The organism is Nocardia sp. NRRL S-836 (genome assembly GCF_001279525.1).
In the GTDB taxonomy this organism is placed as follows: domain Bacteria; phylum Actinomycetota; class Actinomycetes; order Mycobacteriales; family Pseudonocardiaceae; genus Lentzea.
This window is the reverse complement of sequence record NZ_LGDY01000094.1, coordinates 16972-43304: the sequence shown is the minus strand read 5'-3', so window position 1 is coordinate 43304 and position 26333 is coordinate 16972. Positions and strand designations below refer to the sequence as shown.

Annotated in this window: 28 protein-coding genes and 1 pseudogene; 18 read left to right on the top strand and 11 right to left on the bottom strand. The window is 69.7% G+C overall.

Annotated elements, in window-relative coordinates; genetic code table 11:
* Positions 1-62 precede the first annotated feature (62 nt).
* The 8 genes from thyX (at position 63) to atpB (ending at position 7249) form a co-directional block, all read left to right on the top strand.
* Entirely contained in the window at positions 63-767 is a 705-nt protein-coding gene (gene thyX / locus ADL03_RS17060) for an FAD-dependent thymidylate synthase (protein ID WP_053734452.1), read from the top strand.
* 4 nt (positions 768-771) lie between these two features.
* Complete coding sequence (locus ADL03_RS17055; protein ID WP_053734451.1) at positions 772-1173, top strand: ACT domain-containing protein; 402 nt, start codon at positions 772-774, stop codon at positions 1171-1173.
* A gap of 71 nt (positions 1174-1244) precedes the next feature.
* Positions 1245-2687 carry a serine/threonine-protein kinase gene (locus ADL03_RS17050; protein ID WP_053734450.1) on the top strand — a complete coding sequence of 481 codons (1443 nt, stop codon included), beginning with the start codon at positions 1245-1247 and terminating at the stop codon, positions 2685-2687.
* Between the two features lie 2 nt (positions 2688-2689).
* Positions 2690-3103 (top strand): hypothetical protein, encoded by a 414-nt coding sequence (locus ADL03_RS17045; RefSeq protein ID WP_157528828.1) that lies wholly within the window; start codon positions 2690-2692, stop codon positions 3101-3103.
* Positions 3104-3159: 56 nt separating this feature from the next.
* Complete coding sequence (locus ADL03_RS17040; protein ID WP_053734448.1) at positions 3160-3771, top strand: TIGR03085 family metal-binding protein; 612 nt, start codon at positions 3160-3162, stop codon at positions 3769-3771.
* A 20-nt stretch (positions 3772-3791) separates the two neighbouring features.
* A complete protein-coding gene (dapA, locus tag ADL03_RS17035; RefSeq protein ID WP_053734447.1) occupies positions 3792-4688 on the top strand; it encodes a 4-hydroxy-tetrahydrodipicolinate synthase in 897 nt (298 codons plus the stop codon).
* On the top strand, positions 4685-6364 hold the full coding sequence (locus tag ADL03_RS17030; RefSeq protein WP_053734446.1) for a ribonuclease J: 1680 nt from the start codon (positions 4685-4687) through the stop codon (positions 6362-6364). Before dapA ends, ADL03_RS17030 begins: the two co-directional genes overlap by 4 nt.
* 84 nt (positions 6365-6448) lie before the next feature.
* On the top strand, positions 6449-7249 hold the full coding sequence (gene atpB, locus ADL03_RS17025) for a F0F1 ATP synthase subunit A (RefSeq protein ID WP_053734445.1): 801 nt from the start codon (positions 6449-6451) through the stop codon (positions 7247-7249).
* Positions 7250-7252: 3 nt separating this feature from the next.
* Here the strand turns inward: atpB and ADL03_RS17020 are convergent, their stop codons facing one another.
* Positions 7253-7867, bottom strand: coding sequence for a bifunctional 2-polyprenyl-6-hydroxyphenol methylase/3-demethylubiquinol 3-O-methyltransferase UbiG (locus tag ADL03_RS17020; protein WP_053734444.1), 615 nt, complete (start codon positions 7865-7867; stop codon positions 7253-7255).
* 138 nt (positions 7868-8005) lie between these two features.
* Here ADL03_RS17020 and ADL03_RS17015 point away from each other — a divergent pair, with 138 nt between their 5' ends.
* From ADL03_RS17015 to ADL03_RS17005, 3 genes are all read left to right on the top strand, one after another.
* On the top strand, positions 8006-10777 hold the full coding sequence (locus tag ADL03_RS17015) for a BTAD domain-containing putative transcriptional regulator (protein ID WP_053734443.1): 2772 nt from the start codon (positions 8006-8008) through the stop codon (positions 10775-10777).
* Positions 10778-11134: 357 nt separating this feature from the next.
* Positions 11135-11944, top strand: coding sequence for an alpha/beta fold hydrolase (locus tag ADL03_RS17010; protein WP_053734442.1), 810 nt, complete (start codon positions 11135-11137; stop codon positions 11942-11944).
* Positions 11945-12213: 269 nt separating this feature from the next.
* Entirely contained in the window at positions 12214-12894 is a 681-nt protein-coding gene (locus tag ADL03_RS17005) for a hypothetical protein (protein ID WP_197288396.1), read from the top strand.
* Here ADL03_RS17005 and ADL03_RS17000 read toward each other — a convergent pair.
* Positions 12791-13564 (bottom strand): 1-acyl-sn-glycerol-3-phosphate acyltransferase, encoded by a 774-nt coding sequence (locus ADL03_RS17000; RefSeq protein WP_197288395.1) that lies wholly within the window; start codon positions 13562-13564, stop codon positions 12791-12793. The genes ADL03_RS17005 and ADL03_RS17000 overlap by 104 nt on opposite strands.
* A gap of 118 nt (positions 13565-13682) precedes the next feature.
* Between ADL03_RS17000 and ADL03_RS16995 the strand changes: the two genes are divergently transcribed.
* The 3 genes and pseudogenes from ADL03_RS16995 to ADL03_RS16990 all read left to right on the top strand — a co-directional run bounded on the left by ADL03_RS16995 (position 13683) and on the right by ADL03_RS16990 (position 16852).
* Positions 13683-16076, top strand: a complete 2394-nt coding sequence (locus ADL03_RS16995; protein ID WP_053734441.1) for a DNA translocase FtsK — start codon at positions 13683-13685, stop codon at positions 16074-16076.
* Positions 16077-16155: 79 nt separating this feature from the next.
* Positions 16156-16275: pseudogene (locus tag ADL03_RS45495) on the top strand (IS5 family transposase); the annotation flags it as partial.
* 133 nt (positions 16276-16408) lie between these two features.
* Positions 16409-16852, top strand: a complete 444-nt coding sequence (locus tag ADL03_RS16990; RefSeq protein WP_157528826.1) for a hypothetical protein — start codon at positions 16409-16411, stop codon at positions 16850-16852.
* 193 nt (positions 16853-17045) lie between these two features.
* On the opposite strand, the gene ADL03_RS50810 is transcribed toward ADL03_RS16990, so the two are convergent.
* The 9 genes from ADL03_RS50810 to ADL03_RS16945 all read right to left on the bottom strand — a co-directional run bounded on the left by ADL03_RS50810 (position 17046) and on the right by ADL03_RS16945 (position 23137).
* The gene (locus ADL03_RS50810) at positions 17046-17177 is read right to left on the bottom strand and encodes a transposase family protein (RefSeq protein WP_369808984.1); all 132 of its coding nucleotides are present in this window, start codon (positions 17175-17177) and stop codon (positions 17046-17048) included.
* A 587-nt stretch (positions 17178-17764) separates the two neighbouring features.
* Positions 17765-18232 (bottom strand): phospholipase, encoded by a 468-nt coding sequence (locus ADL03_RS16980; RefSeq protein ID WP_053734438.1) that lies wholly within the window; start codon positions 18230-18232, stop codon positions 17765-17767.
* An 84-nt stretch (positions 18233-18316) separates the two neighbouring features.
* Positions 18317-18973, bottom strand: a complete 657-nt coding sequence (locus tag ADL03_RS16975) for a nitroreductase family protein (RefSeq protein WP_053734437.1) — start codon at positions 18971-18973, stop codon at positions 18317-18319.
* 3 nt (positions 18974-18976) lie between these two features.
* Positions 18977-20131: a YcaO-like family protein gene (locus ADL03_RS16970; protein ID WP_053734436.1), complete on the bottom strand. Its 1155-nt coding sequence runs from the start codon at positions 20129-20131 to the stop codon at positions 18977-18979.
* Entirely contained in the window at positions 20128-20652 is a 525-nt protein-coding gene (locus ADL03_RS48450; RefSeq protein ID WP_197288393.1) for a hypothetical protein, read from the bottom strand. Before ADL03_RS48450 ends, ADL03_RS16970 begins: the two co-directional genes overlap by 4 nt.
* On the bottom strand, positions 20627-21415 hold the full coding sequence (locus ADL03_RS16960; protein WP_053734434.1) for a hypothetical protein: 789 nt from the start codon (positions 21413-21415) through the stop codon (positions 20627-20629). The genes ADL03_RS48450 and ADL03_RS16960 overlap by 26 nt, the downstream gene beginning before the upstream one ends.
* Positions 21399-22250: a MerR family transcriptional regulator gene (locus tag ADL03_RS16955; protein ID WP_231641954.1), complete on the bottom strand. Its 852-nt coding sequence runs from the start codon at positions 22248-22250 to the stop codon at positions 21399-21401. Before ADL03_RS16955 ends, ADL03_RS16960 begins: the two co-directional genes overlap by 17 nt.
* Before the next feature lie 63 nt (positions 22251-22313).
* Positions 22314-22763, bottom strand: coding sequence for an amino-acid N-acetyltransferase (locus ADL03_RS16950; protein ID WP_231641969.1), 450 nt, complete (start codon positions 22761-22763; stop codon positions 22314-22316).
* 56 nt (positions 22764-22819) lie between these two features.
* The gene (locus tag ADL03_RS16945) at positions 22820-23137 is read right to left on the bottom strand and encodes a hypothetical protein (protein ID WP_053734431.1); all 318 of its coding nucleotides are present in this window, start codon (positions 23135-23137) and stop codon (positions 22820-22822) included.
* Positions 23138-23268: 131 nt separating this feature from the next.
* On the opposite strand from ADL03_RS16945, the gene rimO reads away from it, so the two are divergent.
* The 4 genes from rimO (at position 23269) to ADL03_RS49635 (ending at position 26257) form a co-directional block, all read left to right on the top strand.
* Positions 23269-24681, top strand: coding sequence for a 30S ribosomal protein S12 methylthiotransferase RimO (gene rimO / locus ADL03_RS16940; RefSeq protein WP_231641952.1), 1413 nt, complete (start codon positions 23269-23271; stop codon positions 24679-24681).
* Entirely contained in the window at positions 24678-25256 is a 579-nt protein-coding gene (gene pgsA, locus ADL03_RS16935; protein ID WP_053734430.1) for a CDP-diacylglycerol--glycerol-3-phosphate 3-phosphatidyltransferase, read from the top strand. The genes rimO and pgsA overlap by 4 nt, the downstream gene beginning before the upstream one ends.
* Positions 25253-25732, top strand: a complete 480-nt coding sequence (locus tag ADL03_RS16930; protein ID WP_053734429.1) for a CinA family protein — start codon at positions 25253-25255, stop codon at positions 25730-25732. Before pgsA ends, ADL03_RS16930 begins: the two co-directional genes overlap by 4 nt.
* A 102-nt stretch (positions 25733-25834) precedes the next feature.
* Entirely contained in the window at positions 25835-26257 is a 423-nt protein-coding gene (locus tag ADL03_RS49635; RefSeq protein ID WP_053734428.1) for a helix-turn-helix domain-containing protein, read from the top strand.
* The last annotated feature ends 76 nt before the right edge of the window (positions 26258-26333 follow it).

The following is a 26333-nucleotide window of genomic DNA, read 5'->3' as shown; positions in this document are numbered from 1 at the left end:
ACTATGACGTCACCCATGCTGTCACGCAACCGCCAGTTGGTGTCAGGACTAATGTCGGTGCCATGCCCAGAGTGCGTTTGGTGGCGAAAACCGAGTTCATCCCGCCGGACGACGTGCCGTGGACGACCGACGCGGACGGTGGCGCGGCACTCGTCGAGTTCGCCGGACGGGCCTGCTACCAGTCCTGGGACCGGTCCAACCCCATGACGAACACGAACGCGACGTTCCTGCACCACCTGCTCGACGTCGGGCACCTGGCCGCGTTCGAGCACGGCAGCGCCACGCTCTACCTGACCGAGCTGCCCCGCTCGCTCACCCACGAGCTGATCCGCCACCGGCACTTCTCGTACTCGCAGCTCTCCCAGCGCACCGACCCGACCGACGTGGTCGAGCCCTCGCTGATCGCCGAGAACCCCGAGCTGCACGCGCGGTTCGTCGCGGCCACCGAGGCGAGCCTCAAGGCGTACGAGGACCTCGTGCAGAGCCTGGAGCGGACCGTCAACGGGCGGCGCGCGCGGCAGATCGCACGGTCCGTGCTGCCGAACGCGACCGGCACCGAGATCGTCGTCACGGGCAACTACCGGTCGTGGCGGCACTTCGTGGCCATGCGCGCGACCGAGCACATCAACGTCGAACTGCGCGAACTGGCCGTGGCGTGCCTGCGTGAGCTGACGAAGGCGGCGCCCAACGCGTTCGCCGACTTCGTCATCTCGACACTCCCGGACGGCACGGAGGTTGCTTCCAGCCCGCTCGTCGTTGAAGGCTGACGTCATGAAGCGGCTCATCGTGGACGTCCAGCCGGGCGAGTACACAGTCACCCGTCTGGCGCTTGGCGCCCAGCTCCCCGCCGGGCTGTTCGACCTCACCGGCGTCCTGGTGTCGGTGACCAGGACGCCCGACGAGGTGTCGGTCATCGCGCCGTCGTCGTTCGCGCTGCCCGCCGAGTCCGCCGAGAAGGGCTGGCGGCTGCTCACCGTGCGCGGGCCGCTGGAGTTCACGCTCACCGGCATCATGGCCGCGCTGGCGGGCGAGCTGGCCGCCGCGGGCGTCTCGCTGTTCGCACTGTCCACCTACGACACCGACCACCTGCTGGTGAAGCAGGCGGACCTCGAACGGGCCGTGGTGGCGTTGCGTGCCGCAGGTCACGAACTGGTGGTAGCGCCGGAGGCCTAGGAACCGATCACCTGTTCGGCGGGTCTGAAGTACCGTCAACGCCCTTGGTGCCGTTTCGGTAGGAGAGCACGTTGCACGGACAGGCTGTGGAACCGCGGATCATCGCGGGCAGATACGCCCTGATGGCCGAGCTCGGCCGCGGTGGCATGGGCATCGTGTGGCGCGCACAGGACCGTCACATCGGTCGGTTCGTCGCCATCAAGGAACTGCACCTGCCGGACGGCATCGCGCACGAGGAACGCCGTGTGCTCGAAGAGCGCGCTCTGCGTGAGGCGCGCACCGCGGGCAAGCTCAACGATCCCGCCGTCGTGACGGTGTACGACGCGATCAACGAGAACGGCCTGACGTACATCATCATGGAGCTGGTCGAGGCGGCGACGCTGTCGACGTTGATCAGCACCCACGGCCCGATGCCGCCGAACCAGGTCGTGTCGATCGCGCTGCAGGCGTTGTCCGCGCTGGAGACCGCGCACGCGGCCGGGATCGTGCACCGCGACGTCAAGCCCGGCAACCTGATGGTCCGCCCGGACGGCAAGGTCAAGCTCACCGACTTCGGCATCGCCCAGGCCGTGGACGACCCGCGCCTGACCACCAGCGGCAGCCTCATCGGCTCACCCGCCTACATGGCGCCGGAACGCATCCACGGCCACGAGGCGGGCCCCGCCTCCGACCTGTGGGCGCTCGGCGCGACCCTCTGCTACGCCGTCGAGGGCTGGAGCCCGTTCGAACGCTCCTCCACCGCCTCGACGCTGCACGCGATCATGAGCGAGACCCCGCGGCTGACCCGCGCCACCGGCGTGCTGGGCGCCGTGATCACCGGTCTGCTCATCGCCGACCCGAACGCCCGGCTGTCCGGCCCGCAGGCGCGCGCCATGCTCGCCAGCATCGGCAACCAGCCCACGCCGCCCACCGGCATCCCGCCGGCCGCGACGCAGCAGTACCAGCAGAACGCGGTCGCCGCCGACCCCGCGAAGAAGAAGCGCAACCGCGTCATCGCGCTGGTCTCCGCCGCGGCCATCGCCGTCGCGGCGTTCGTGGGCGGCATCTACGCGCACAGCTGGTTCACCTCGCCCACGAGCAGCGGCACCACCGCGCTGACCTACGGCGAGGGCGGCGAGGTGCCCGTCTTCTCCCTGTACGAGAACTACTGCGGCGTGGGCGACGTCGCGCCCACCAAGCAGCTCGACTCCGACGCCCGCGAGGAGTGCGACAAGCCGCACGACTTCGAGGTGTTCGACGCGATCGACCTGCTGCCCGTGTCGTCGAACCTGCCCGACGCCGCCTATCCGGGCGTGGAGACGTTGAAGGACGTCGGCATCCCGCGCTGCCAGCTCATGCTCGACTCCCAGTGGATCAAGGACGGGTCGAAGCTCAAGATGTCCGTGCTGGTGCCCTCGCAGTCGGCGTGGGAGAAGGAGAAGGGCGGCAGCGCCCAGCGCAAGGTCTTCTGCATCGCCGGCAGCAAGGACGGCAGCAAGCTCGACGGCACCATCAGCGCGAAGAAGGACAGCTGACGGTGAGAAGACGCGTTGTTCCACTCCTGCTGGTCCTCGGCTGTGCGGCCACCATGACGGCGTGCGCGAGCAACGAGGACAAGTTCGTCTCCGAGCTCAAGGCCGCCGGCTTCGCCAACCCCGGCGAGCCCAGCACCGAGAAGGAGAAGAAGTCCAAGAAGGTCGGCAAGCGCACGGTCAAGTCCTCCGAGAAGACCATCGAGGTGGTGGTCCGGGTGAAGGGCTGCGACCTGGAGTTCGCCAAGATCTCCGGCCAGTCCGGCTACTGGCTGGACGAGCTGCACGTCAACGGGCAGGAACCGGACTGGCCGAACTACCCGGAGAACCTCACCCGCGACCAGACCGTCACCCTGCTGGCCGGCAGCTCCGCCAAGCCCGCCGGCTTCACCGGCTGCTACAGGCCCAACGACCCCTGAGCCGCCTGTGGTGCAATGGTGGTGTCGTGCCGATCTCGGCCAGGAGGACAACTGACGTGGGTCTCGCCCGCGACGAACGCAAAGCGCTCGTCGACCTGATGACCGAGCTCGGCCCGGACGCGCCCACGCTGTGCGGCACCTGGTCGACCAAGGACCTCGCCGCGCACCTCGCGATCCGCGAGCGGCGCCCCGACACCGCGCCCGGCATCATGCTGCCGGTGTTCGCGAAGTGGACCGAGAAGGTCCAGCAGGACTACACGCACAAGGCGTGGGGCGAGCTCCTCGACCTCGTGCGCACGCCACCGTTCTGGATCCAGCCGGTCGACGAGCTGATGAACACCGCCGAGTACTTCGTGCACCACGAGGACGTGCGCCGCGCACAGGCCGACTGGGAACCACGCCCGTACGACGCCGCACGGGAACGTGCGCTGTGGAAGGTGCTGCCGTTCACCGCCCGCATGACCTACCGCTCGTCGCCCGACGGTGTGACTTTGGTGCGCCCCGACGGCGCCCACGTCGTGGCCAAGCCGGGCGCGAACGGCGTGGTGATCACGGGTGAGGTGACCGAGCTGGTGATGCTCGCGTTCGGGCGGGACCAGGCCAGGGTGGAATACAGCGGTGATCCCGACGCCGTGGCACGTGTGCGGTCGTTGAACCGAAGTGTGTGACCTCGGGTAACGTTCCGCGCATGTCCGGAAGCCCGTGCGCTGCGCCGAACCGCCCGTTCGGCCGCGTTCTCACCGCCATGGTCACGCCCTTCGACGCGCGTGGCGAGGTCGACCTCGTCAAGGCACAGGAGCTGGCGAAACACCTGGTGGACTCCGGCAACGACGGGCTGGTCGTCAACGGGACCACGGGGGAGAGCCCGACGACCACCGACCGGGAGAAGGCCGCGCTGATCACGGCGGTCGTCGAGGCGGTGGGCGACCGGGCGAGCGTCGTGGCGGGTGCGGGCACCTATGACACGGCGCACAGCATCCACCTCGTGCAGCAGGCCGAGAAGGCCGGCGCGCACGGGGCGCTGGTGGTGACGCCGTACTACTCGCGGCCGCCCCAGGAGGGGTTGCTGGCGCACTTCACGGCCGTGGCGAACGCCGCGGAGCTGCCGATCATGCTCTACGACATCCCGCCGCGCGCGGTGGTGCCGATCGAGGTCGACACGCTCCTGCGGCTCGCGGAGCACCCGCGGATCCTCGCCGTGAAGGACGCGAAGGGCGACCTGCACGCGGGCAGCCGGGTCATCGCCAGCACGGACCTCGCCTACTACTCGGGCGACGACCCGTTGAACCTGCCGTGGCTCTCCGTGGGCGCGGTCGGGTTCGTGAGCGTCATCGGCCACCTCGCCGCCGACCGCCTCCGTGACATGGCCGAGGCCTACGAGAGCGGCGACGTGGCCAGGGCCAAGCAGATCCACGAGTCGCTGCTGCCGCTGCTGCGACCGTTCCGCCGGGTACCCGGCGTCACCTATACGAAGGCTGCGCTGCGCCTGCGCGGACTCGACGTGGGCGATCCACGTCTTCCGCTCGTGCCGGCCGCCGCCGAAGACATCGAGGCCATCGCGGCCGAACTGGGAGTCAACGCGTGACCCAATCGACCGAACTGCCGCCCGCACTGCCGGAAGGCGGCCTCCGCGTCGTCGCACTCGGCGGAATTGGCGAGGTCGGCCGCAACATGACCGTCTTCGAGCACGCCGGACGGCTGCTCGTGGTCGACTGCGGCGTTCTTTTCCCCGAGGACGACCAGCCGGGCGTGGACCTGATCCTGCCCGACTTCCGTGCCATCGAAGACCGTCTCGACGACATCGACGCGATCGTCCTGACGCACGGCCACGAGGACCACATCGGTGCGGTGCCGTTCCTGCTGAAGCTGCGCCCCGACGTGCCCGTGGTCGGTTCGCGCTTCACGCTGGCGCTGCTCGCGGCCAAGTGCAAGGAGCACCGCCAGAACCCGCGCCTGGTCGAGGTGAAGGAAAGCGAACGCCGCTCGTTCGGGCCGTTCGAGCTGGAGTTCTTCGCCGTCAACCACTCGATCCCGGACGCGCTGGCCGTCGCCATCCGCACCGCCGCGGGCCTGGTGCTGCACACCGGTGACATCAAGCTCGACCAGCTGCCGCTGGACGGCCGCCTGACCGACCTCGCCGGCTTCTCGCGGCTGGGCGACGAGGGCGTGGACCTGTTCCTCGTCGACTCGACCAACGCCGAGGTGCCCGGTTTCGTGGTGCCCGAGCGCGAGATCGGCCCGGTGCTGGAGAACGTGATCCGCAAGGCCGACCAGCGCGTCATCGTGGCGTGCTTCGCCTCGCACGTGCACCGCGTCCAGCAGGTCCTCGACGTGGCCGTGCAGTACAAGCGCAAGGTCGCCTTCGTGGGCCGCTCCATGGTCCGCAACATGGGCATCGCGTCCGAGTTGGGCTTCCTGAAGGTGCCGGACGGGCTGTTCGTCGACCTCGACGTCGCGATGCGGATGGACGAGAACGAGGTCCTCTTCGTCTCCACCGGGTCGCAGGGCGAGCCGCTGTCGGCGCTGTCGCGGATGGCACGCGGCGAGCACCGGCAGATCTCGATCCGCGAGGGCGACACGGTGATCCTCGCGTCGTCGCTGATCCCCGGCAACGAGAACGCGGTGTTCAACGTCGTCAACGGCCTGGCCAAGCTCGGCGCGACCGTCGTGCACCAGGGCAACGCCAAGGTCCACGTCTCCGGCCACTCACCGGCCGGTGAGCTGCTGTTCCTCTACAACGCCGTGCGCCCGTCGAACGTGATGCCGGTGCACGGCGAGTGGCGCCACCTGCGCGCGAACGCGGCGCTGGCCGTGGCGACGGGTGTCGCCGAGGACCACGTGGTGATCGCCGAGGACGGCGTCGTCGTGGACCTGGTGGACGGCAAGGCCGCCGTCAGCGGCCGTGTCGTCGTCGGGCACGTGTACGTCGACGGCCTGTCCGTGGGTGACGTCGGCGAGTCGACGCTGTCCGACCGGCTGGTGCTGGGCGAGGGCGGGTTCATCTCGATCTCGGTCGCCATCGACCGGACGACGGGCAGGGCCGTGACGGCGCCGACGATCTCCGGCCGCGGGTTCTCCGACGACCCCAAGGCGCTCGAAGCCGTCGTGCCGCTCGTGGAGATGGAGCTCGCGCGGACCGAGGCGGAGGGCATCACGGACACGCACCGCATCGCGCAGGCCGTCCGGCGCGTGGTGGGACGTTGGGTCGCGGAGGCCTACCGCCGCCGGCCGATGATCGTGCCGACGGTCATCCCGGTGTGAGCGCCGAAGCCGTGACCCTTCTGTGACCTGGGTCCCCCTCGTCCGATAAGGTTTGGTCCCAGACCTTGGACGAGGGGGACGCCCATGGCCGATGTCGTGTTCAACCCACCCGGCAAAGACGACGTCTTCTTGCCGCCGATCTTCACCTGGCACCACCCGTTCGGGGTGCCGTTCGATCTTGAGATCACCAAGCCGATGGTGCTGCTGGTGCTCTCCGTCGTGATCATCACGGTGTTCTTCCTGGCCACGACCAGGAACCTGAAACTCGTGCCGACCAGGTGGCAGTTCGCGGCCGAGTCGGTCTACGACTTCGGGCGCAACACCATCGCACGCGAGCAGATCGGCGCGAAGGAGTTCGCGCCGTACGTGCCGTTGATCGTCAGCATCTTCTGCTTCGTGCTGGTGAACAACCTCTACGGGCTGGTGCCGCTGGTCCAGTTCCCGACGATGACGCACATCGGGTTTCCGGCCGCGGTGGCGTTGATCATCATCTTCCCGCTCTACCACTTCGTGGGCATCAGGAAGTTCGGGCTGCGCGGCTACCTGCGCAACCAGTTCATCATCCCGGACGTGCCGAAGCCGGTGCTGTGGGGCCTGCTGATCCCGACCGAGGTCATCCTCAAGTTCTTCTTCGACCCGGTGAACCTCGCCATCCGGGTGTTCGCGGCGATGTTCGCGGGCCACCTGCTGGTGCTCGTGTTCACGCTCGGCGGCGAGTTCCTGTTGTTGCAGACCAACGTCTGGCTCAAGCCGGTGTCGGTGCTCGGGTTCGCGCTCGCCATCGCGATCGTGTTCCTGGAGGCGTTGATCCAGGTGCTGCAGGCGTACATCTTCGCCACGCTGTCAGCGCACTTCATCGGCCGCGCACTGGCCGAACACCACTGACCGTCAGGGGCGTTGGCACACCAGGTGCAGCGACTCCTCCGGCATGGCGCCGGGGTAGGACGGGGTGAACACCGGCCTGCTCCGGCGCACGACCCGCAGCCCGACCTCGCCGAGGTGCTGCTCGTAGTTCTCCTCGGAGAACGACGACACCACGATCTCCTGACCCATCCACGGCAGGGTCGCCTGCTCGACGTCGAACGCCACGGTGGCCAGGAAGAAGTGCCCGCCGGGACGCAGCCACGTCGACACGCGGCCCAGGACGTCGAGGATCTCGGCCTGCGGCATCTGCAGCAGCGAGAAGACGGCGCAGATCACGTCCCAGGAGCCGGGCGGTGACTCGAAGTCACGGATGTCGATCTTGTGGAACGCCGCGTCCGGGACCTGCTCGGTGGCGAGGTCGACCATGACCGGCGAGACGTCGAGGCCGGTGACCTTCATGCCGGCCTTCGCGAGCGTGCGGGCGACCGGGACACCGGTGCCGCAGCCGATGTCCAGCACGCGCGAGCCCGCGGGCTGCGTCGCTGCGAACCAGGCGAGGGTGCCGTGCAGGGCCGGCTGGTGCGACCAGGCGCGTTGGTATTCCAGTCCCAGCGTGTCGAACACCTCGGCCGCGTTCATCTCCGCCCCCTCATTTCGGCCCAATCCACCTGTTGTGAAGTGTGGAGAAGGCCTCTGCACGGACTCTGGATGGCCTCTGGACGAAATCTGACGGTAGGTTGCTAGGTGACTGCGGACAGCGACGAAGTGAGACAAAGGGTGCAGAACGAGTTGCGCGTCAGCCTGCTGGGCGCGCTCGCGGCGACGGTGGACGGCCAGGAGCTCACCCTCGGACCACCGAGGCAGCGAGCGGTGCTGGCGGTGCTCGCGTTGCGCGCCAACCACGTCGTCTCCCGCAGCGAGCTGATCGACGCGGTCTGGGGCGACGACCCACCGGCCAGCGCGGACAACGGCATCCACACCTACGTGGCCGGCCTGCGCCGGCTCTTCGAACCGGATCGGGCCTCGCGCGCACCCAGCTCGGTGCTGCTCTCCACGGACGCCGGGTACCTGTTGCGCCTGCCGTCCGACGCGAGCGACGTCGCGCTGTTCCGCACCCACCTGGACGATGCCGGGCGATTACGCCACAACCCCACGGCCGCTGTCAGCGCGTTCGACGCCGCGCTGGGGTTGTGGCGTGGCGTCGCACTGGACGGCGTGCCGGGACCGTTCGCCGCGGTGGAACGCGCGCGCCTGGCCGAACTGCGGCTCACGGCCGTGGAGCAGCGCGCCGCACTGATGTTGTCCGTGGGGCGTGAGACCGAGGTGGCCGCGGAGCTGACGACGCTGGTCAGTGCGCACCCGCTGCGGGAGAGGCTGCACGGCCTGCTCATGTCGGCCCTGTACCGCGCCGGACGGCAAGCCGAGGCGTTGGCCGTCTACACGGACCTCCGCCGGCTCCTGATCGAGGAGCTCGGCATCGAACCCGGCCCCGAACTGCGCCAGCTGCACGAGCAACTGCTGGTCGGCGGCCACGAACCCCAGCCGGAGCCCGCGGCCCCGGTGCTGGTACCGGTCCAGCTGCCGCACGGGATCCGCGACTTCACCGGCCGAGCCAAGGAGCTCGCGAAGCTCGCCGAGGTCGTGCCGCACGACCACTCCCCGGTGCTCGTCGCGATCACCGGCACCGGCGGCGTCGGCAAGACCGCCCTCGCCGTGCGGTTCGCCCACCAGGTCGCGTCCCGCTTCCCCGACGGCCAGCTGCACGTCGACCTGCGCGGCTTCGACGCCTCCGCACCGCCCGTCCAGCCCTCCGCCGCGTTGCACCAGCTGCTGCAGAGCCTCGGCGTGCCGGCCGAACGCGTCCCGGAGGACCTGTCGGCGAAGTCAGCGCTGTACCGCAGCGTGCTGGCCGGCAAGCGCGTGCTGGTGCTGCTGGACAACGCCCGCCTGGCCGAACAGGTCCGCCCGCTGCTGCCCGGCCGCTCGTCGTCGATGGTGCTGGTGACCTCGCGCAACCACCTCGGCGGCCTCGTCGCCCGCGACGGCGCGCACTCCGTGACGCTGTCGACGCTGACCCGCGACGAAGCCCTGGCCCTGCTCACCTCCGCGGTGGGCCCCGACCGCGTCGCCGCCGAACCCGACGCGGCCGCCCGCCTGGTCGAACTGTGCGGCCACCTGCCCCTGGCCGTGCGCATCGCGGCCGAACGCGTCGTCACCCGCCCGCACCTGACCCTGGCCGACCTGGCGAACGACCTCGCCGACGAACGCGACCGCCTCAACGTCCTCGCGACCGGCGACGACGAGGACACCGCCGTCCGTGCCGCGTTCTCGTGGTCCTACCTGGCCCTGAAACCCGACGCGGCAAGGATGTTCCGCCTCATCGGCCTGCACCCCGGCGCCGAGATCAGCCTCGCCGCGGCCGCCGCACTGGCCGGCGCACCCGAACCCCGCGCGCGCACCCTGCTCGACGTGCTGGCCGGCGGCCACATGCTGGAGGAGGTCGCCCGCGGCCGCTACCGCCTGCACGACCTGCTCCGCCTGTACGCCACCGAACTCAGCGCCACCGAGGAGTCCGCCGACGGCCGCGCCGAGGCCGTGACCCGCCTGCTGCGCTGGTACGCCGACACCGCGAACGCCGCCGGCCTCGTCATCGCCCCGCCCGACCACCCGTCGTTCCTGCTACCCCCACCGTCCACTCAGGACTTCACCTCGCACGACGATGCCTTCGCCTGGTGCCGCACCGAATCGGCGAACCTCCTCGCCGTCACCCGCCTCGCCGAGGACGAACACTCCCCGGCAGCCTGGCAAATCCCGGTAGCCCTGTGGAACTACTTCATCGTCTCCAGCGCACTGGACGAGTGGACCCGCACCTACCGCATCGCCGAACGCGCCGCCGCCACCGACGGCAACCAGGCCGCCCGCGCCTGGGCCATCCACGGCCAGGCCCTGGCCGCCTGCCGCGGCCAGCGCTTCGCCGACGCCCTGGAACTCTTCGACCGCGCACTGGCGATCCGCCGCGCCATCCCCGACCCCGTGGGCGCCGCGTGGAGCCTCACCGGCCTGGGCATGGCCTACGGCGGCCTGCGCCAGTTCGACCTCGCCGTGGACCGCTTCAGCGAGGCCCTGCACCAGCACGCCGCGGTCGGCTCGTGGTTCGGCGAGGGCGGCACCCGGCTGTTCCTGAGCGACATCCTGCGCTCCGCCGGCCAATACTCGGCTTCTCTCGAATCCGCCCGGACAGCATTCGAGATCATGGACTCGCACGGCGCCATGCACGGCAAAGCGATGGCGTTGGTGAGCATCGGGTGGGCGCAGCTCAAACTCGGCGCGCGCATCGAGTCACGCGAGTCGTTCCGGCATGCGCTGGAGTTCCTGCGGGTGCTGGGGGATCGGAAGAGCCTCGCCGAGGCGTTGCACGGGATGGGGGAGACGAGCCTCGGGCAGCCGGAGGTGGCGCGGATGCACCTGCTGGAGGCTTTGACGATCTACGAGGATTACGATCATCCGTTGACCGCCGAGGTTCGGGCGCGGTTGCACGAGCTGGCTTAGCTGGGTGGGGCGTGGGTTTCCCGCGTTGGTTTGGCGAGTCTTGGTGGGGCGTGGGTGCGCGCGTCGGCTTGGCGGGGTTTCGGCGGGCCGTGGTTGTGTGCCGGCTTGGCGGATTTCGGTGGATCGTGATTGCGCGTGCCGGCCAAGCGGTTTCAACGGGGCGGCTTCCTAGACCGGTTTGGCGAAGTCGCGCAGCGGTTTGCGCGGATCAGCGGGGCGAAGTCGCGGCGGCGGTTGCGTGATTGGCCGCGCCGAACCGTGCGGGGTCGCGCGGATCGGCGTGCGGAACCTCTTGCACGGTCACATGGCCGGTCGCGCAACCCAGGCGAGCCGACCGAACCGGAGTAGAAATGCGGCGTGCATTTCGTAGAAGTCGGCACGGGAATCCCGGTGCTCGCAATCCACGGCTGGACCCCTGACCACCGGCTGATGCTCGGCTGCCTGGAACCGGTGTTCGCGGCGCGGCCCGGCTACCGGCGGCTGTACCCGGACCTGCCCGGCATGGGCAGGTCGCCGGCGGGTGACGTGGCCTCGGCGGACGACCTGCTTGCCGCGCTTGAACAGTTCGTCGACGCGCAGATCGGCTCCGAGCCGTTCCTGGTGGTGGGGCAGTCGTACGGCGGCTACCTCGCGCGGGCGTTGGCGCATCGGCGGCCGGGGCAGGTGTCGGGGCTGGCGTTGTCGTGTCCGGTGGGCAAGTTCCTGCGGCGGTCCGAGAGCACGGTGCCGGAGTTGGAGGTGCGGTGGCCGGATGCCGGGGTCGAGGAGCTGGATCCGGTGCTGGTCGAGGAGTTCGTGCCGATGGCCGTGGTGCAGACGCCCGAGGTGGCACGGCGGTTCGCCGACGAGGTGCTGGTGGGGTTGCAGGTCGCGGATCTCGCGGCGATGGAGCGGGTGCAGCGGCGGTGGGACCTGAGCGAGGGGCCGGAGCTGGGGGTGTTCGAGCGGCCGGCGTTGTTCCTCACCGGGCGGCAGGACAACATCACGGGGTACGCGGATGTCTACGCGTTGTTGCCGCACTATCCCCATGCCTCCTTTGCCGTGCTGGATTGTGCGGGGCACAACCTGCAGATCGAGCAGCCGGTGTTGTTCGGTGCGCTGGTCGGGGAGTGGCTTGATCGGGTTGAGCGGGAGGGCCGGAACGGGAGGACTGAGCGGGAGGGGTGAGCGGTGTCGGGCTTGCGGTCGGGTTGGCTGGCTCGCGCGCTTCCATATACGCAGGCGAGCGAAGGCGTGGATCCGGACAAAGGTCACCCGTTCGGGTACGGGCGGTCGGCAGGTGCTCTGGTGTTGCCATGACCTGACTGACGAGGGCACGGGCAGATCAGGACAAGCGTCACCCGATCGTGTGGGACGGGTGCGGTGGGCAGGCGGAGGCGGGGCAGTAGGGGAGATCCCTGATGCGCGGTCCGCGATAAGTAGGCAACCTACATGTCATGGCGAAGCGCGCGAGGACTTTGGTGGTGTGGCTGCACGTCGTGACGTCGGTCGGCTGGCTCAGCCAGGCCGTGGCGTTGCTGGCGCTGAACCTCTACGGCATGAAGACGGGCGACGTCAGCGCGTTCCGGATGGCGCGGGTGCTCGACCACCACGTGCTCGCGTTCATGGGGGCGGCCAGCGCGTTCACCGGCATGATGCTCAGCGCCACGACGCCGTGGGGGTACTTCCGGCACTGGTGGGTCATGGGGAAGTTCGTGATCACCGTCGGGCAGCTCTACGTCGGCATCTTCATCCTCAGCGACAACCTGGCCGCGGCCGCGGAAGGGCGGGTCACGCCGTGGTTGCCGGTCGGGACGGCGTGCATGATCGGTGCGTTCTCGTTCCAGGTGTGGCTCAGCGTCGCGAAGCCGTGGGGGCGCACGCCGTGGGCGGACCCGAAGGTCAAGTTGCCCACGGCGAGTGCGAAGGCGTTCGTGCTGGCGTTGGTCGTTCCGGTGGCCGACTTCGCGGTCGGCGTCTACACGGGTAGTCCCGCGCCGTTCCTGATGTTGGTCACCGTGATCGCCTACTCGGTCAGGCGGGCCGCCAAGGGGAGGAACCGGTTGTCGGGCGGGTTGGGTCGTGGAAGCGAGGGGCGTCCGGTTCGTCCAGGCGCAGCGGCACCAGGTTCTCGGTGATCGCGCGCATGATGCGTTCGTGGGCGCGGCGGGCGTCGCCCGCCCTGTCCGCCGACAGGTCGCGCAGTTCCACCGGCTTGCCGAAGTGGACCTTGAAGGTCGGGCGTTTGCGGACGGCCGACAGCCACGACGTCAGGTACGGCAGCAGGTCCTTCCAGCTGTTCACGTGCAGGTTGCCCCAGTACACGGCCTCGTGTGCGCCCCACTGGCTGATGGGGATCACCGGGATGTCGCCGCCCAACGCCATACGTGCCACGCCGGTCTTGCCGCGCTCCGGCCACATGCCGGGGTCGAGAGTGATCTTGCCCTCGGGGTAGACGGCGATCGGATCGCCACCCTTCTGCAGTGCCTCCACCGCGCGGTGCATGGCCTCGCCGACGTTCGCGGACGCGCGGTCGACGCGGAGGTGGCCGCACGCCTTCAGGGCCGGGCCCATGACCGGGGCGTCGAGCAGGCCGCCGGCGAGCATGAAGCGCGGGTTGATCCCGACCTTGCGGCACGCCGCGATCAGCACGAACGGGTCGAGGTTGCCGATGTGGTTGGAGGCGAGCAGCAACGGCTTGCCGAGCAGCTCGGGTGGAATGTCACCGGAGACCTCGAGCTTCCCGGTGAGCGCGACGAGCCCGCGGTCGATCGACATGAGCACGCGCCAGAAGAGCGGTGTGGACACGCGGGGCAGCGTACGGCGTGTCGGAACGACACAGTGCACGATCCGGTGAACCATGGGATTTCGCGCGCGTCCCAGTTGCGAACGAGGCTGGTGAGACGCAAGGGACTACCTTATACACATGGCCGGGCGTACAGGGACTTCGAGAAAGACCACGTCACGCGGCAAAGCACCAGCCAAGCCGCGGGCGCGATCCACCGCGTCCAGAAAGCCCGCTCCACGCAAGAGCGGCGGCGTTATCAGCGCCGTGTGGGGTGGGCTGGGACGTGGTGTCGGTGGTGTCGTGCGCACCGTCAGCCGTACCAAGGACCTCGATCCCGAGCATCGCCGCGACGGGCTCGGACTGCTGCTGATCGCGCTCGCGTTCGTGACGGGCACCGGTGTGTGGTGGCAGGCGGGCGGGCCCGTCGGCCAGTGGGTGGACGTCGCCGTGCGCAGCTCCGTCGGGTTCCCCGCGGTGATCGTGCCGGTCGTGTTGCTGGGCATCGGCGTCACGTTGATGCGCACGGACCCGATGCCCGACGCACGGCCGCGGCTCATCATCGGCTCGTTGCTGATGATGATCGGCGTGCTCGGCATGTTCCACCTCATCGGCGGCCTGCCGATGGACCCGATCGAACGCCGCGACGCCGGTGGGGCGCTCGGTTATCTGGCCGGTGGGTTCCTCGCGCAGGGCCTCACGTCGTGGGTGGCGGGGCCGCTGCTGTTCCTGATCTTCGGCTACGGGCTGCTGGTCGTGACGCACACGCCGATCCGCCAGGCGCCCGAACGGATCCGGTCGCTGCTGCACCCGCGGCCGCGGACCGACGAGTTCGATGCCGTCGACGAGGAGGCCGAGGAAGAGCCGAAGCCGGTCAAGCTGCGGCGCCCGTCGCGCCGGCGCCAGGCCGCCGTGCCCGTGGAGGAGCAGCCGCAGGCCGAGCTGCCGGTGGACGAGCCGGAACCGGCGCCCAGGCCCGTGCCGAAGGAGCCGAAAGAGCCGAAGAAGGCCGCTGCCGCCGCTCCGGAGATGGCCGTGCGCGCCGTCGAGGGCGACTACCAGCTGCCGCCGCCGAACATCCTCAAGGACGGCGACGCGCCCAAGGCCCGCAGCAAGGCCAACGACCAGATGATCGAGGCCATCACCGGGGTGCTGGACCAGTTCTCGATCGACGCCCAGGTCACCGGCTTCACGCGCGGCCCGACGGTCACGCGGTACGAGGTCGAGCTCGGCCCCGGCGTGAAGGTCGAGAAGATCACCGCGCTGACCAAGAACATCGCCTACGCGGTCGCCACCGACAACGTCCGGCTGCTCGCGCCGATCCCCGGCAAGTCCGCGGTCGGCATCGAGGTCCCCAACAGCGACCGCGAGATGGTGCGGCTCGGCGACGTGCTGCGCGCGCCGTCGACGTTGAAGGACACGCACCCGATGGTGATCGGCCTCGGCAAGGACATCGAGGGCCACATGGTCACCGCGAACCTGACCAAGATGCCGCACCTGCTGGTCGCGGGCTCCACGGGTTCCGGTAAGTCGTCGTTCGTCAACTCGATGCTGGTCTCCCTGCTGTCGCGTGCGACGCCGGACGAGGTCCGGATGATCCTGATCGACCCGAAGATGGTCGAGCTGACGCCGTACGAGGGCATCCCGCACCTGATCACGCCGATCATCACGCAGCCGAAGAAGGCCGCGGCGGCCCTGGCGTGGCTGGTCGAGGAGATGGAACAGCGCTACCAGGACATGCAGGTCAACCGGGTGCGCCACATCGACGACTTCAACCGCAAGGTCAAGACCGGTGAGATCGCCGCGCCGCCCGGATCCGAACGCGTCTACCGCCCGTACCCGTACATCATGGCGATCGTCGACGAGCTCGCCGACCTCATGATGACCGCGCCGCGCGACGTGGAAGACGCCATCGTGCGCATCACGCAGAAAGCGCGCGCGGCGGGCATCCACCTCGTGCTGGCGACGCAGCGCCCGTCCGTCGACGTCGTGACCGGCCTGATCAAGACGAACGTGCCGTCACGACTGGCGTTCGCCACGTCGTCGCTCACCGACTCGCGGGTCATCCTCGACCAGCCGGGTGCCGAGAAGCTGATCGGCATGGGCGACGGGCTCTACCTGCCGATGGGTGCCGGCAAGCCGGTGCGCATCCAGGGCGCGTTCGTGGGGGACGAGGAGATCTCCCAGATCGTCGACTTCACGAAGAACCAGGCGCAGCCCGAGTACACCGACGGCGTCACGGCGGCCAAGGCCGGCGAGAAGAAGGAGATCGACGCCGACATCGGCGACGACCTGGAGCTGCTCGTCCAGGCCACGGAGCTGATCGTGACGTCGCAGTTCGGCTCGACGTCGATGCTGCAGCGCAAGCTGCGGGTCGGCTTCGCGAAAGCCGGTCGGCTCATGGACCTCCTGGAGACGCGGGGCGTGGTCGGGCCGTCCGAGGGCTCGAAGGCACGTGAGGTGCTGATCAAGCCGGACGAGCTGGAGTCGGTGATCTACCTGATGCGTGGTGGCGGACCGGCCGACGACGACTAGTCGGTGTTCTGCGGATCTTTTGCATGATCGTGTGCAGATGATGGTGTGTGGTCGGACGTGGTGAGCTGACAAGGCCTGGGCTGCGATCTCGCCGTTGCTGCCCGCGCAGAGCGGGCAGCGCGGTGGCCGGTGGCGCAGCCACCGGCAGGTGATCAACGCGATCCTGTGGAAGGAACGCACCGGCGCCCCGTTGGCGTGACCTGCCCGGACGGTGTGCGTCCTGAGCGGCGGTGACCGAAGGTCCGTCTGGAGCAATCTCGGTCGAGATGCCCCTCGGGACGACCCACGGCCTGCACCATGTGCTCACAGGCAACACGCGGAGCGGAGTGTTCGTGGCACCGGAACCAGGCAAGACCATCCGATTCACGATGGGTCACGTCCTGGAGGTGATCAGCGGCCCAGTGGTGACGGGCAACAAGAGCGCCATGCACTCGTTCACCCTCGAACGCCCCGACCAGGGCATTCGCACTGTCCGGCTCGTCTGCCCCACCTGCGGGCAGAACTTCCTGCTGGAACTCCGCAGCGCCGCGGCGGTCACGGCACGCCGGCGGAAGTTGCTCGCCGCCTCGATCGTGGTGGCGCTGCTGGTCGTCGGCGCGACGCAGGCGCCGTTCTTCTCTCCGTTCGTCAAGGCACTGATCGTCGTACTGCTCGGCTTGTTCGTCGCACTGCCGATGTTTCTGACCTCGTTCTCCTCCAAGGGCCACAGCGGCTTCCGCGCGGTCGACGCCGAGGGCAAGGTCGTGCGCGACCACACCGGCCACCGAGTGGAATGACACGCCACTGAACGGCCGCGGTGCCGGTACCGAAGCAGCTGATGCCGACGCCCGCGTTGCCCGCGTTCGGGCGGCACGCTCGCGTCCTGGACCACCAGGAGCGTCCCGGGCGGTCCTGGACGCGGATCGGCCAGGGCCAGTTCCCCGTCCACCAAGGCAAGGGTGATCTGGTGAGGCCCTGTCCTGTGGATCTTCACCGGAGGTGAAGGACGATGCAGGCCAAGATGATCTCGGCTCGGTGATAGGCGGCTCGTTGGGCGAACCTGGTTGCCAGGCCGCGGAACTGCTTGAGGCGGTTGAAGCAGCGCTCGACCACGTTGCGCATCTTGTGAAGATCCGCGCCGAAAGCCGGTGACCTGCCGCCGGCCGAGCCCTTGGTTTTGCGGCGGGCGATCTGGTCGACGCGTTCGGGGCACCGTCACCCGCGAACCGCCAGCCGACCGGTGTCGTGGGGTGCGGCCGGGTCTGCTCGATCGTGTTCAGCGACAGGAGTAACTCCCGCTCGGTGCCGCATTCGGGGCACTCCGCGCCGCCCGGTCCCGACGCGTACCAGAACGGCCAGCCGCCGATCTTGGTCACCTCCGCGACGTCCGGCCAGCCGTCGCGGGAGACGCCTTCCGGTGTCTCGTGCTTCGTCGGGTACTCGACTGCCCTGCGCGGGGTGAGCACGCACGGGCGGGCGCGGTGCATCGGTTCGACCAGCGCGGGCTCGGGCGGGGTGGTCAGCGCCGACGTGACCGCCGCCGAGTCGCGCCACACCAGGCGGACGGACGGCCTGCCCGGGGCTTCGGGCGGTGCGGTAGTGGTTCGAGGTGGTGCGGTGGTCATGGTCGGTCCCCCCGGACGCAGGATTCCCCGGGTTGGGAACCCTGCGTCCGACCGTACTCAGGGGGTCTGACAATCCCAGGCGCTCTACCTCAGGCCCGCCTCCTGCAGGGTGGCGGCGGTCGACGAGCCGGTGCCACCGAACTGGCGCACGGCCGCGTAGTACACGTCCGCGGTGCGGTTGCAGCTCCAGCTGCCGGCGCAGATGCCGTACATGTCGGACTTGAAGCGGTTGTCGATGCGCAGCCGGTTCTCCTCGCTGAACCGCGACTGCCGCTTGAAGTTGCGGTAGCCGAAGTCGTGGCGGTGGCAGGCGGGCAGGAACTTGAAGCCGAACGGCTTGTCCGGCGAGTACGAGCAGCCGTCCGACGACCAGTCGAGCTCACCGGCGTAGGGCTGCTGGGCGCGCAGTGTCGTGAACTGGCTGAGGGTCTTCGTGAAAACGTAGTCGTCGGTCACCGCGACGACGTCCACGGCCTGGGCCGGGACGCCGGTGAAGATCAGGGCCAGGGACGCCGCGGCGCCCACGAACGCCGAGCGCAGGGTCTTCGACATGGCGAGCTCCTCGGTGTGTGAGCGGGGTCTCGCTTTGTTGTAGCTGGTGATCGGGCGTCTTTGGTAGACACGATGCGGTGAACGTCAGATGAGCAGGTGACCGCATGCGATCGCGGTGGCCACGCGGAGGTCTCGCGGTAAGCCCAACGAGTGAAGAACCTCGTTGTCCGCTACGCCGCCGAGCAGGTAGCCGCCGAGTTTCTGCTGTGCCAGGCGGAGGCAGATGTTCTGGGCCGCCGCGCCGGCCTCGACCAGGCCGAACCGGCCGGCGCGTTCGCCGTACTTCGCGAAGACCTCGGCATCGGCCAGCACCAGCACGATCGTGAGCGGCGGGACGTCCGGCGTGCCGAGGATCTCGGGGAGGTTCGCGGGTGCCGCGCGGATGTCCTGCAGCGCGTGGCGGGCGATGTCGTACCGGACCGCGCGGCCGCCGACGAAGGCGTAGCAGCGCAACGGGTTCAGCCCGCCCGCCGACGGAAAGCTCGCGTCGCCCAGCGCCCCGAGGACCGTGCCGAGCTCCTTGCGGCTCAACGGGGTCGTGGCGAACTCACGGGTGCTGCGCCGGTCGCGGAACAGGCGTTGCAGGCGGTCGGACGGCCTGGGCAACGGCTGCGGCACGCTCGGCAGCTCCAGCGGGTCGACCAGTGGCGGCCGCGGGCGGAAGTCGCGCAGCTGGTCGCCGAGGCGCCGCTGGTGCAGCGGCGAGAACCGGCTCGCCGCCCAGAAGTCGTCGAACGTCACGGCTCACCCCAGCGGATGCGGTGCGGGATTCGGGAACACGCCGGGGGAAGCGTGCGGGTAGCGCCAGGCCACGTCACGGGTGCGGCCGTCGAGGTGCGGCCAGCGGTGGTCCGAGTGCAGGGGCGCGAGGTCGGGGGACAGCACGCGGACGCAGTGCAGTCCCACGGCCGACAGCTCCGGCGTGGTCAGCTCGCGGTAGGCGAGCCGGACACCGGCGGTGTCGAGCGCGTGCACCAGTTCGGTCAGTTCCGCCGCGGCACCAACGGTTTCCGAGCCGGCGGGCGGCTCGGTCACGGCGCCGTTCCACCACGGCAGCGCGTGCCACTCGGCGGGGCGGGTGGCGTAGTAGGCGGCGTGCCGGTCGAAGTCCGTGGCCTCCTCGACCGGCGCGGCACCGTTGCGCGCCAGCCACACCTCGATGAACACCGTGCCCTGCACCCACTCCTCGTACGCCTTGCGCAACGCGTCCTCGGTCCGCGCCCGGCACGCCAGGCCGAGCGTCGGGCGCGGCCGGCCGGCGACCGGCAGCGAGCCCATCACGGCGATCACCGGGTGCGGGCTGTAGGCGGGCGTGAGGTCGAAGGCCTGCGCACCGTGCGGCAGTTCCACCGCGATCCGGTGCGGTGCCAGGGAATGCAGCCAGGTGATCGTGAAGGCGTCCCGTTCGACCAGCTCCTGCGTGGCCCGCAGCAACGCGCTCGTGGCCGACGGCCCGGCCGCGAGACCGGAGGAGGTCGCGGGCAGCCCGTAGGACACGTCCAGCGCCACCAGCCCGGCGGGCACGCGGATGGGCTCGTTGCCCGGCAACGTCCATGCCCGCGTGTACTTCGTGTCGACGTATCCCTTGCGGTAGCGGTAGTTCCCGTGCACACGTTGCTCGACCGTGTGCAGGCTGAAGTGTTCCAACGGCCAGCACGGCCCGTCGGTCACGACCTCCAGCCGTGCGCGCGCGGCCGCATGCCGTTCCAACGCTTCCGCAACGGCCGCAACGCGATCCGTGCCGCCCGACGTGCCACCGGTGCCGAACGGCTCCGGCACCGCCGCCCAGCCCTTGAGGTCCACATCGGACAGGCTGTGCGGCACGGGTTGGAGCTGCGCCACCACGCCCTGCCGCCAGCCGACAGCCCGTTCGACCAGCGCTTCGGCGACCGTCTTCACGCCTTCCTCCGATAACGGCGGAGGAGGTGGTAGCCGAAGCCGAGCGCGCCGGCGACGTAGAGGATCGAGGCGACCGCGACGTTCGTGGCCGCGGCGACCACCCCCAGCAGCGGGACCGCGACGAACGGCTCCGCGCACCACAGCAGCGCCCAGCCGAACAGCCGCACCGCACTGGCCCACGGCTTCGGCGACCGCGCGAGGAACCCGGACGCGACCGCCCAGGCCAGCGCCACGCCGAACCCGCCGACCCACCACGCCCAGTGCAGGTCGAGGCTCTCGCCCATAGTCACGAAAGGCAGCGCCACGACCAGCAGCGGGTAGATCGCAGCGGGTGCGACGAGCGCGCCGCGCGGCCGTTCGAGCTCTTCGGTGTCCCGGCGGAGGGCCTCGGGGATCTGGACCGCCGCACCGACCGAGGAAACCGCGCAACAGCAACAACAACAGCAACACGTGGGCGTCGCCGCGGTGGTCGCGGCCGCTCCGGGTGAGAACTGGTCAGGTAACCGAACCGCTGTGGTCATGTGTCCCCCAAGGCAAAGTGACGCGCCCGGACCCCACCTCCGGGCAGATCTCGCAGCCGGCGGCGGGCAGCACGCTCTCGCGGGTCGTCGTGAACTCGTCGAGGTCGACCGTCACGACCGCGTCGAGCAGCGCCAGCGAGCCGCCGCGGATGTTCGCGATCGCCTGCCGCGCAAGCGAAAGCGGGAACTCGTACCGCAGTGCCCCCGGCTGGGGAGGCGGCGGTGGATCGCCCCACCGCCGCCCCGTCCGCACCGCGAGGCACGCCAGGCACGCACCGGTGCCGGGTACCACGAACGGCCCGAGCGCGACGGTGTGGTGGTAGGCGAGGTCGAGCAGCAGGTGCGGGACCCGCGTCTCACGCGCCACCTCCACCAGGTCGAGCAACGTGCCCGTGGTCCGCACGACGAGCAGCAGCTCCGGCTCGTCGTCGTGCGGCAACTGCTCCACCAGCCCGGCGGGTGCCGCGCCGACGATCCGCGTGCCGGTCCTCACCGGCGTCGCGGGGTCGGCGGGCAACCCGGCCGGGCGGAGAGCGCCCAGGTTCCTCAGCTGGGCCAGGTGCCGGCGAACCGGTTCCCCCAACCGGTTCTCGTCGACCGTCCGAGCCAGACCCCTCAGCACCGGCTCGAACAGTCCGGCCAGCGCCACGGCCGTAGCCCTGGGCAGGTCGGGAATCAGGTACGCGAGGTCGGCCCCGGCGTACACGACGAGTCCTTCGTCCCTCACCTGCGCGTGCCACGCGGGATCAGCGACCAGGTTCATCCTCGTCCCCCCTCAGCAGGAAGTTCTCGATCTCCTGCTCGCTCGGCAGGTCACCGGCCGGGTCGACGATGTTCTCGGCTATCGGCGGCAACGGCTGCTCGGCCCACGCGGGCTGGAAGTCGTCGCTGGGCAGCAGCCCGTGCCGCGACGCGAACTCCTCCGCCGCGTCGCGGATGGACTCCCTGAGCGTGCCGACCACGGCCGTCTCCGCCGTGAACGTCAGCTCGACCAGCAGCGCCCGCACGTTCTCCAGCTGGTTGTCGTCACCGGCCTTGCGCGCGAGCTCCGGCCAGAACTGCTGCTCGAACAACCGCACGAAGTCCGCGGCGATCGCGTCCGTGGCCGTGCGGAGCCTGGTGAAGCTGTCCATGACGTCGTCGCTGGGCACCCGCAGCCCCGCCAGCCTGCCGCCCGCCTCCAGCGCCCACCGGCGCGCGTGCGGCCAGCCGTACTTCCAGCGGACGAGACCCAGCCGCATTGCCCGGAGGAGGAGACGCGGCTGGACCTCACCCATGGGCACGAGGTGCTTGATGTCGCGCACCTTGATCCGCACCCAGTCGTCCGGCCCTTCGGTTTCACCCATGCCGAGGACCGTCGCGACGCTTTCGCCCTTCTCGCGCGCGGTGATCAGCTCAGCGATCGCGGGCAGCGAGAACCCCCGCTGCTGCAACCGCTGCACCAGCGTCAGCCGCTCGACGTGCGAGGCGTCGTAGTACGCCACGCGCCCCTGCCGTCTCGGCGCGTGCAGCACACCCTTCGTCTGGTACATGCGAATGGTGCTGCTGGGGAGCGCGACACGGGCAGCGAGCTCGTCGATGGTGAGCGATTCGGGCACAGCTGCGATCCTGGCCCCGCGCCGTTCTGCGAGTCAAGACTCTTCGAGTATTCACTCGAAGAGTTACAGCTCCAGGAGCATCCGGCTGTTGCCCAGCGTGTTCGGCTTCACGTAGCTGAGGTCGAGAAACTCGGCGACACCCTCGTCCACCGACCGCATGATCTCCTCGTAGACCTCGGGGCTCACCGGGGTGCCCTCGATCTCCACGAAACCGTGCTTGCCGAAGAACCGCGTCTCGAACGTGAGCACGAAGATCCGGGCCAGCTGCAGCTCCCGCGCGGTCGCGATGAGCTGCGCCACGATCCGGTGGCCCACGCCCCTGCCCAGCGCCATGGGGGAAACGGCGACGGAACGGATCTCGGCCAGGTCCTCCCACATCACGTGCAGGGCACCGCAGCCGAGCAGCTCGCCGTCCTCTTCGGCCACCCAGAACTCCTGGACCGCCTCGTACAGCGTGACCAGGGGTTTGGTGAGCAGGACCTTGCCCGCGTACCCGTCGATCAACGCCTTCATGGCGCGCACGTCGCTGGTGCGGGCGCGCCGCACGACTACCCCACTGGTCACGATCGTCAAGTATGGGCCGCGCCCTCGCCGGGGTTCTCGTCCGGTGCGGGATCCGGGGGCGGCGGGTCGGGCAGGGAGCGGCCGGAGGCGTCGAGCAGCAGGCGGAGCATCTCCACGTAGTGCTCGCGCTGGTCCTTGGACCGGGTGGCGAGCGCGTGCTCGACCACTTTCTCCTCCAGGCCGGCACGGCGGCGGGCGGGCGCGGACCGCACCCAGTCGCGGAGCGTCTGCGCGAGCCCCACCCACACACGCCGGGTGACCAGCGCGAACGTCAGCAGCAGCGCGGGTACCGCGTACCCCGACCTCAACGCCTCGACGAGCACGTGCGGCAGAGTGCACGCGGGGAAGCAGCGAGAAGTGGACAAATTGTGGATACGTGACACGCGGGGGCGTGGCCTGGCCTCCCGGCAGCGCGATTCCAGCGCAGGCACCCGGGGCGGTTACCCTGAGCGCCGTGTCTTCTCCCACCACTCCGCGACGCGTGTCGCTGCTGACCCTGGGCTGTGCCCGCAACGAGGTCGACTCCGAAGAGCTCGCCGGACGGCTCGGCGAGGGCGGCTGGGAGCTGGTGGACGAGGGCGCCGACGTCGTCGTCGTCAACACGTGCGGGTTCGTCGAGCAGGCCAAGAAGGACTCGGTCGACACGTTGCTCGCCGCGTCCGACACCGGGGCGAAGGTCGTCGCGGTCGGGTGCATGGCCGAGCGGTACGGCAAGGAGCTCGCCGACAGCCTTCCCGAGGCCGCGGCGGTCCTGGGGTTCGACCAGTACAACGACCTGGCCGAGCGGCTCAACGACGTGCTGCACGGCAAGCAGGTCGAGTCGCACGTGCCGGTGGACCGGCGGACGTTGCTGCCGATCACGCCGGTCAAGCGGCAGGAGGCCACCAGGGACGTGCAGGTTCCCGGGCACGGCTGGGGGCCGACGAAGGTCCAGCGGCGCCGGCTCGACGACGCGCCCGTCGCGCCGCTGAAGATCGCGTCCGGCTGTGACCGGCGGTGCTCGTTCTGCGCCATCCCGAGCTTCCGCGGCGCGTTCGTGTCGCGGCACCCGGACGAGGTCGTGGCCGAGGCGATGTGGCTGGCCGAGAACGGCGTGAAGGAGCTGTTCCTCGTCAGCGAGAACTCGACGAGCTACGGCAAGGACCTGCCGCGTGAGCAGGGGGCCCTCGAACAGCTCCTCCCGCGCCTCGCGTCCATCCCCGGCGTCGAGCGGGTGCGGGTGAGCTACCTGCAGCCCGCCGAGACCAAGCCGAGCCTCGTGGCCGCCATCGCGAAGACGGACAAGGTCGCGAACTACTTCGACATGTCCTTCCAGCACTCCAGCGAGAACGTGCTGCGGCGGATGCGGCGCTTCGGCGACACCGACAGCTTCCTCAAGCTCGTGTGGCAGATCCGCGAGCACGCGCCCGAGGCGGGCATCCGCAGCAACTTCATCGTGGGCTTCCCCGGTGAGACCGAGGACGACCTGCGGGAGCTGGAGCGCTTCCTCACCGAGGCGCGCCTGGACGCGGTCGGCATCTTCGGCTACTCCGACGAGGACGGCACCGAGGCGGAGAACCTCGGCGGCAAGCTCGACGCCGACACCATCGCCGAGCGGGTCACCCGGATCGGCAACCTCGTCGAGGAGCTCACCAGCCAGCGCGCGGAGGACCGGGTCGGCACCGAGGTCGTCGTGCTGGTCGAGCACGAGGAGGACGACGAGAGCGACTGCGTGGGGCGCGCCGAGCACCAGGCGCCCGAGGTCGACGGCGAGTGCATCGTGCTCGACGCCGAGGGTCTCCAGCGCGGTGACCTGGTCCGCTGCCGCGTCGTCGACTCCGAGGGCGTCGACCTCGTGGTCGAGCCGATCGAGGTCATCGCGACATGACCGAGGCCAGGAAGGTCCCGCTGCTCAACGTCGCCAACATCCTGACGATGGCGCGGCTGGCACTCGTCCCGGTCTTCCTGTTCTCCCTGTTCGAAGCGGGCGGCTTCGACACGACGTGGCGGCTGATCGCGTTCGGCATCTTCGCCGTCGCGAGCTTCACCGACCACATCGACGGCACGCTCGCGCGCAAGCACGGCCTGATCACCGACTTCGGCAAGATCGCCGACCCGATCGCGGACAAGGCGCTCACCGGGTCGGCGCTGGTCGGCCTGAGCATGCTCGACGTGCTGCCGTGGTGGATCACGATCACCATCGCGGTGCGCGAGGTGGGTGTGACGCTGCTGCGGTTCTGGGTGATCCGCTACGGCGTCATCCCGGCCAGCCGCGGCGGCAAGGCCAAGACGCTGGCGCAGGTCATCGCCATCGGGCTGTTCGTGCTCCCGCAGAACGACGTGCTGGAGCTCATCGCGTGGATGATCATGGCCGTCGCACTGGTCCTGACCGTGGTGACGGGAATCGATTACGTCATCCGGGCGTTCAAGTTGAAGGCAAGGGCAGGTCGGGCCGTCGCATGACGAACGTGGTCGAGCTGCTGAAGGCAAGGAACGAGACCGTTGCCACGGCCGAGTCGCTGACCGCGGGTCTGCTGTGCGCGACGATCGTCGACACACCGGGGGCGAGTGCCGTGGTCCGCGGTGGGTTGATCGTCTACGCCACCGAGCTCAAGCACGAGCTCGCGGGCGTGGACCAGCAGTTGCTCGACGAGCACGGGGCCGTGCACCCCGACGTGGCCGCACAACTGGCCGAAGGTGCCCGGAAACGGTGCAAAGCGGACTGGGGGATCGGGCTCACCGGCGTCGCCGGACCTGATCCACAGGACGGAGTCGCTCCAGGAACGGTCCACATCGGCTTGAGCGGGCCTGGAGTGTCCACAGTGCGGACAATCACTGTGAGTGGCGACCGGAAAGCGGTCCGTTCCACCGCCGTGGAGAAAGCCCTGGTCCTGCTGTCGGACCACCTGCTGGGCACGGATGACGGGAACAAACGATGACCAACCGTTCGTTCGCCCTTGGCGGACGTGTTCGGAAGTCACTGCCCGTTGTCGGTGTCGATCGGTAACGTAGGGACACGGCCGGCCGGAAGGAGGCGCGCGATGACCGTGCTGCTACGCGAGGCGATCGGTGATCGACTTCGCCATGCCCGCACCAACCAACGCCGCACGCTGCGCGAGGTCTCTCGGACCGCCCGCGTGAGCCTGGGGTACCTGTCCGAGGTGGAGCGCGGCCGCAAAGAGGCGTCCAGCGAGCTCCTCGCGGCCATCTGTGAAGCATTGGACCTGCCGCTGTCCGAGCTGCTGCACCACGTCGCCTCCGACATCGGCGCCGTCCAGCAGACGCCGGACACGGTGCCGGACACCGTTCCCAACGGTCGTGCGGAGCGCGGCAAGCTGGAGGGTGGCCGGGTGCTCCCGACCACGCTGTCGGACGACCTGTCCGACCTGCGCCTGCAGCCGATGCTCAGCCACCGCCTCACCAGCAAGATCGGCGAGCCGCCCAAGGCCGTCGTCGCTGCGTAGAACCCCCAAGTCGGACCGGCCCCGCTCCCCTCACGGTGAGCGGGGCCGCTGGCATGTGCGCGTGCTGAGAACCCGC

Excerpts from the sequence above, each read along its gene's own strand:
- thyX (WP_053734452.1), top strand. The coding sequence starts at position 63 with ATGCCCAGAGTGCGTTTGGTGGCGAAAACCGAGTTCATCCCGCCGGAC.
- ADL03_RS17055 (WP_053734451.1), top strand. The coding sequence starts at position 772 with ATGAAGCGGCTCATCGTGGACGTCCAGCCGGGCGAGTACACAGTCACC.
- dapA (WP_053734447.1), top strand. The coding sequence starts at position 3,792 with ATGTCCGGAAGCCCGTGCGCTGCGCCGAACCGCCCGTTCGGCCGCGTT.
- atpB (WP_053734445.1), top strand. The coding sequence starts at position 6,449 with ATGGCCGATGTCGTGTTCAACCCACCCGGCAAAGACGACGTCTTCTTG.
- ADL03_RS17020 (WP_053734444.1), bottom strand. The coding sequence starts at position 7,867 with ATGAACGCGGCCGAGGTGTTCGACACGCTGGGACTGGAATACCAACGC.
- ADL03_RS17005 (WP_197288396.1), top strand. The coding sequence starts at position 12,214 with ATGGCGAAGCGCGCGAGGACTTTGGTGGTGTGGCTGCACGTCGTGACG.
- ADL03_RS16995 (WP_053734441.1), top strand. The coding sequence starts at position 13,683 with ATGGCCGGGCGTACAGGGACTTCGAGAAAGACCACGTCACGCGGCAAA.
- ADL03_RS50810 (WP_369808984.1), bottom strand. The coding sequence starts at position 17,177 with ATGCGCAACGTGGTCGAGCGCTGCTTCAACCGCCTCAAGCAGTTCCGC.
- ADL03_RS16980 (WP_053734438.1), bottom strand. The coding sequence starts at position 18,232 with ATGTCGAAGACCCTGCGCTCGGCGTTCGTGGGCGCCGCGGCGTCCCTG.
- ADL03_RS48450 (WP_197288393.1), bottom strand. The coding sequence starts at position 20,652 with ATGACCACAGCGGTTCGGTTACCTGACCAGTTCTCACCCGGAGCGGCC.
- ADL03_RS16960 (WP_053734434.1), bottom strand. The coding sequence starts at position 21,415 with ATGAACCTGGTCGCTGATCCCGCGTGGCACGCGCAGGTGAGGGACGAA.
- ADL03_RS16950 (WP_231641969.1), bottom strand. The coding sequence starts at position 22,763 with ATGAAGGCGTTGATCGACGGGTACGCGGGCAAGGTCCTGCTCACCAAA.
- pgsA (WP_053734430.1), top strand. The coding sequence starts at position 24,678 with ATGACCGAGGCCAGGAAGGTCCCGCTGCTCAACGTCGCCAACATCCTG.
- ADL03_RS16930 (WP_053734429.1), top strand. The coding sequence starts at position 25,253 with ATGACGAACGTGGTCGAGCTGCTGAAGGCAAGGAACGAGACCGTTGCC.
- ADL03_RS49635 (WP_053734428.1), top strand. The coding sequence starts at position 25,835 with ATGACCGTGCTGCTACGCGAGGCGATCGGTGATCGACTTCGCCATGCC.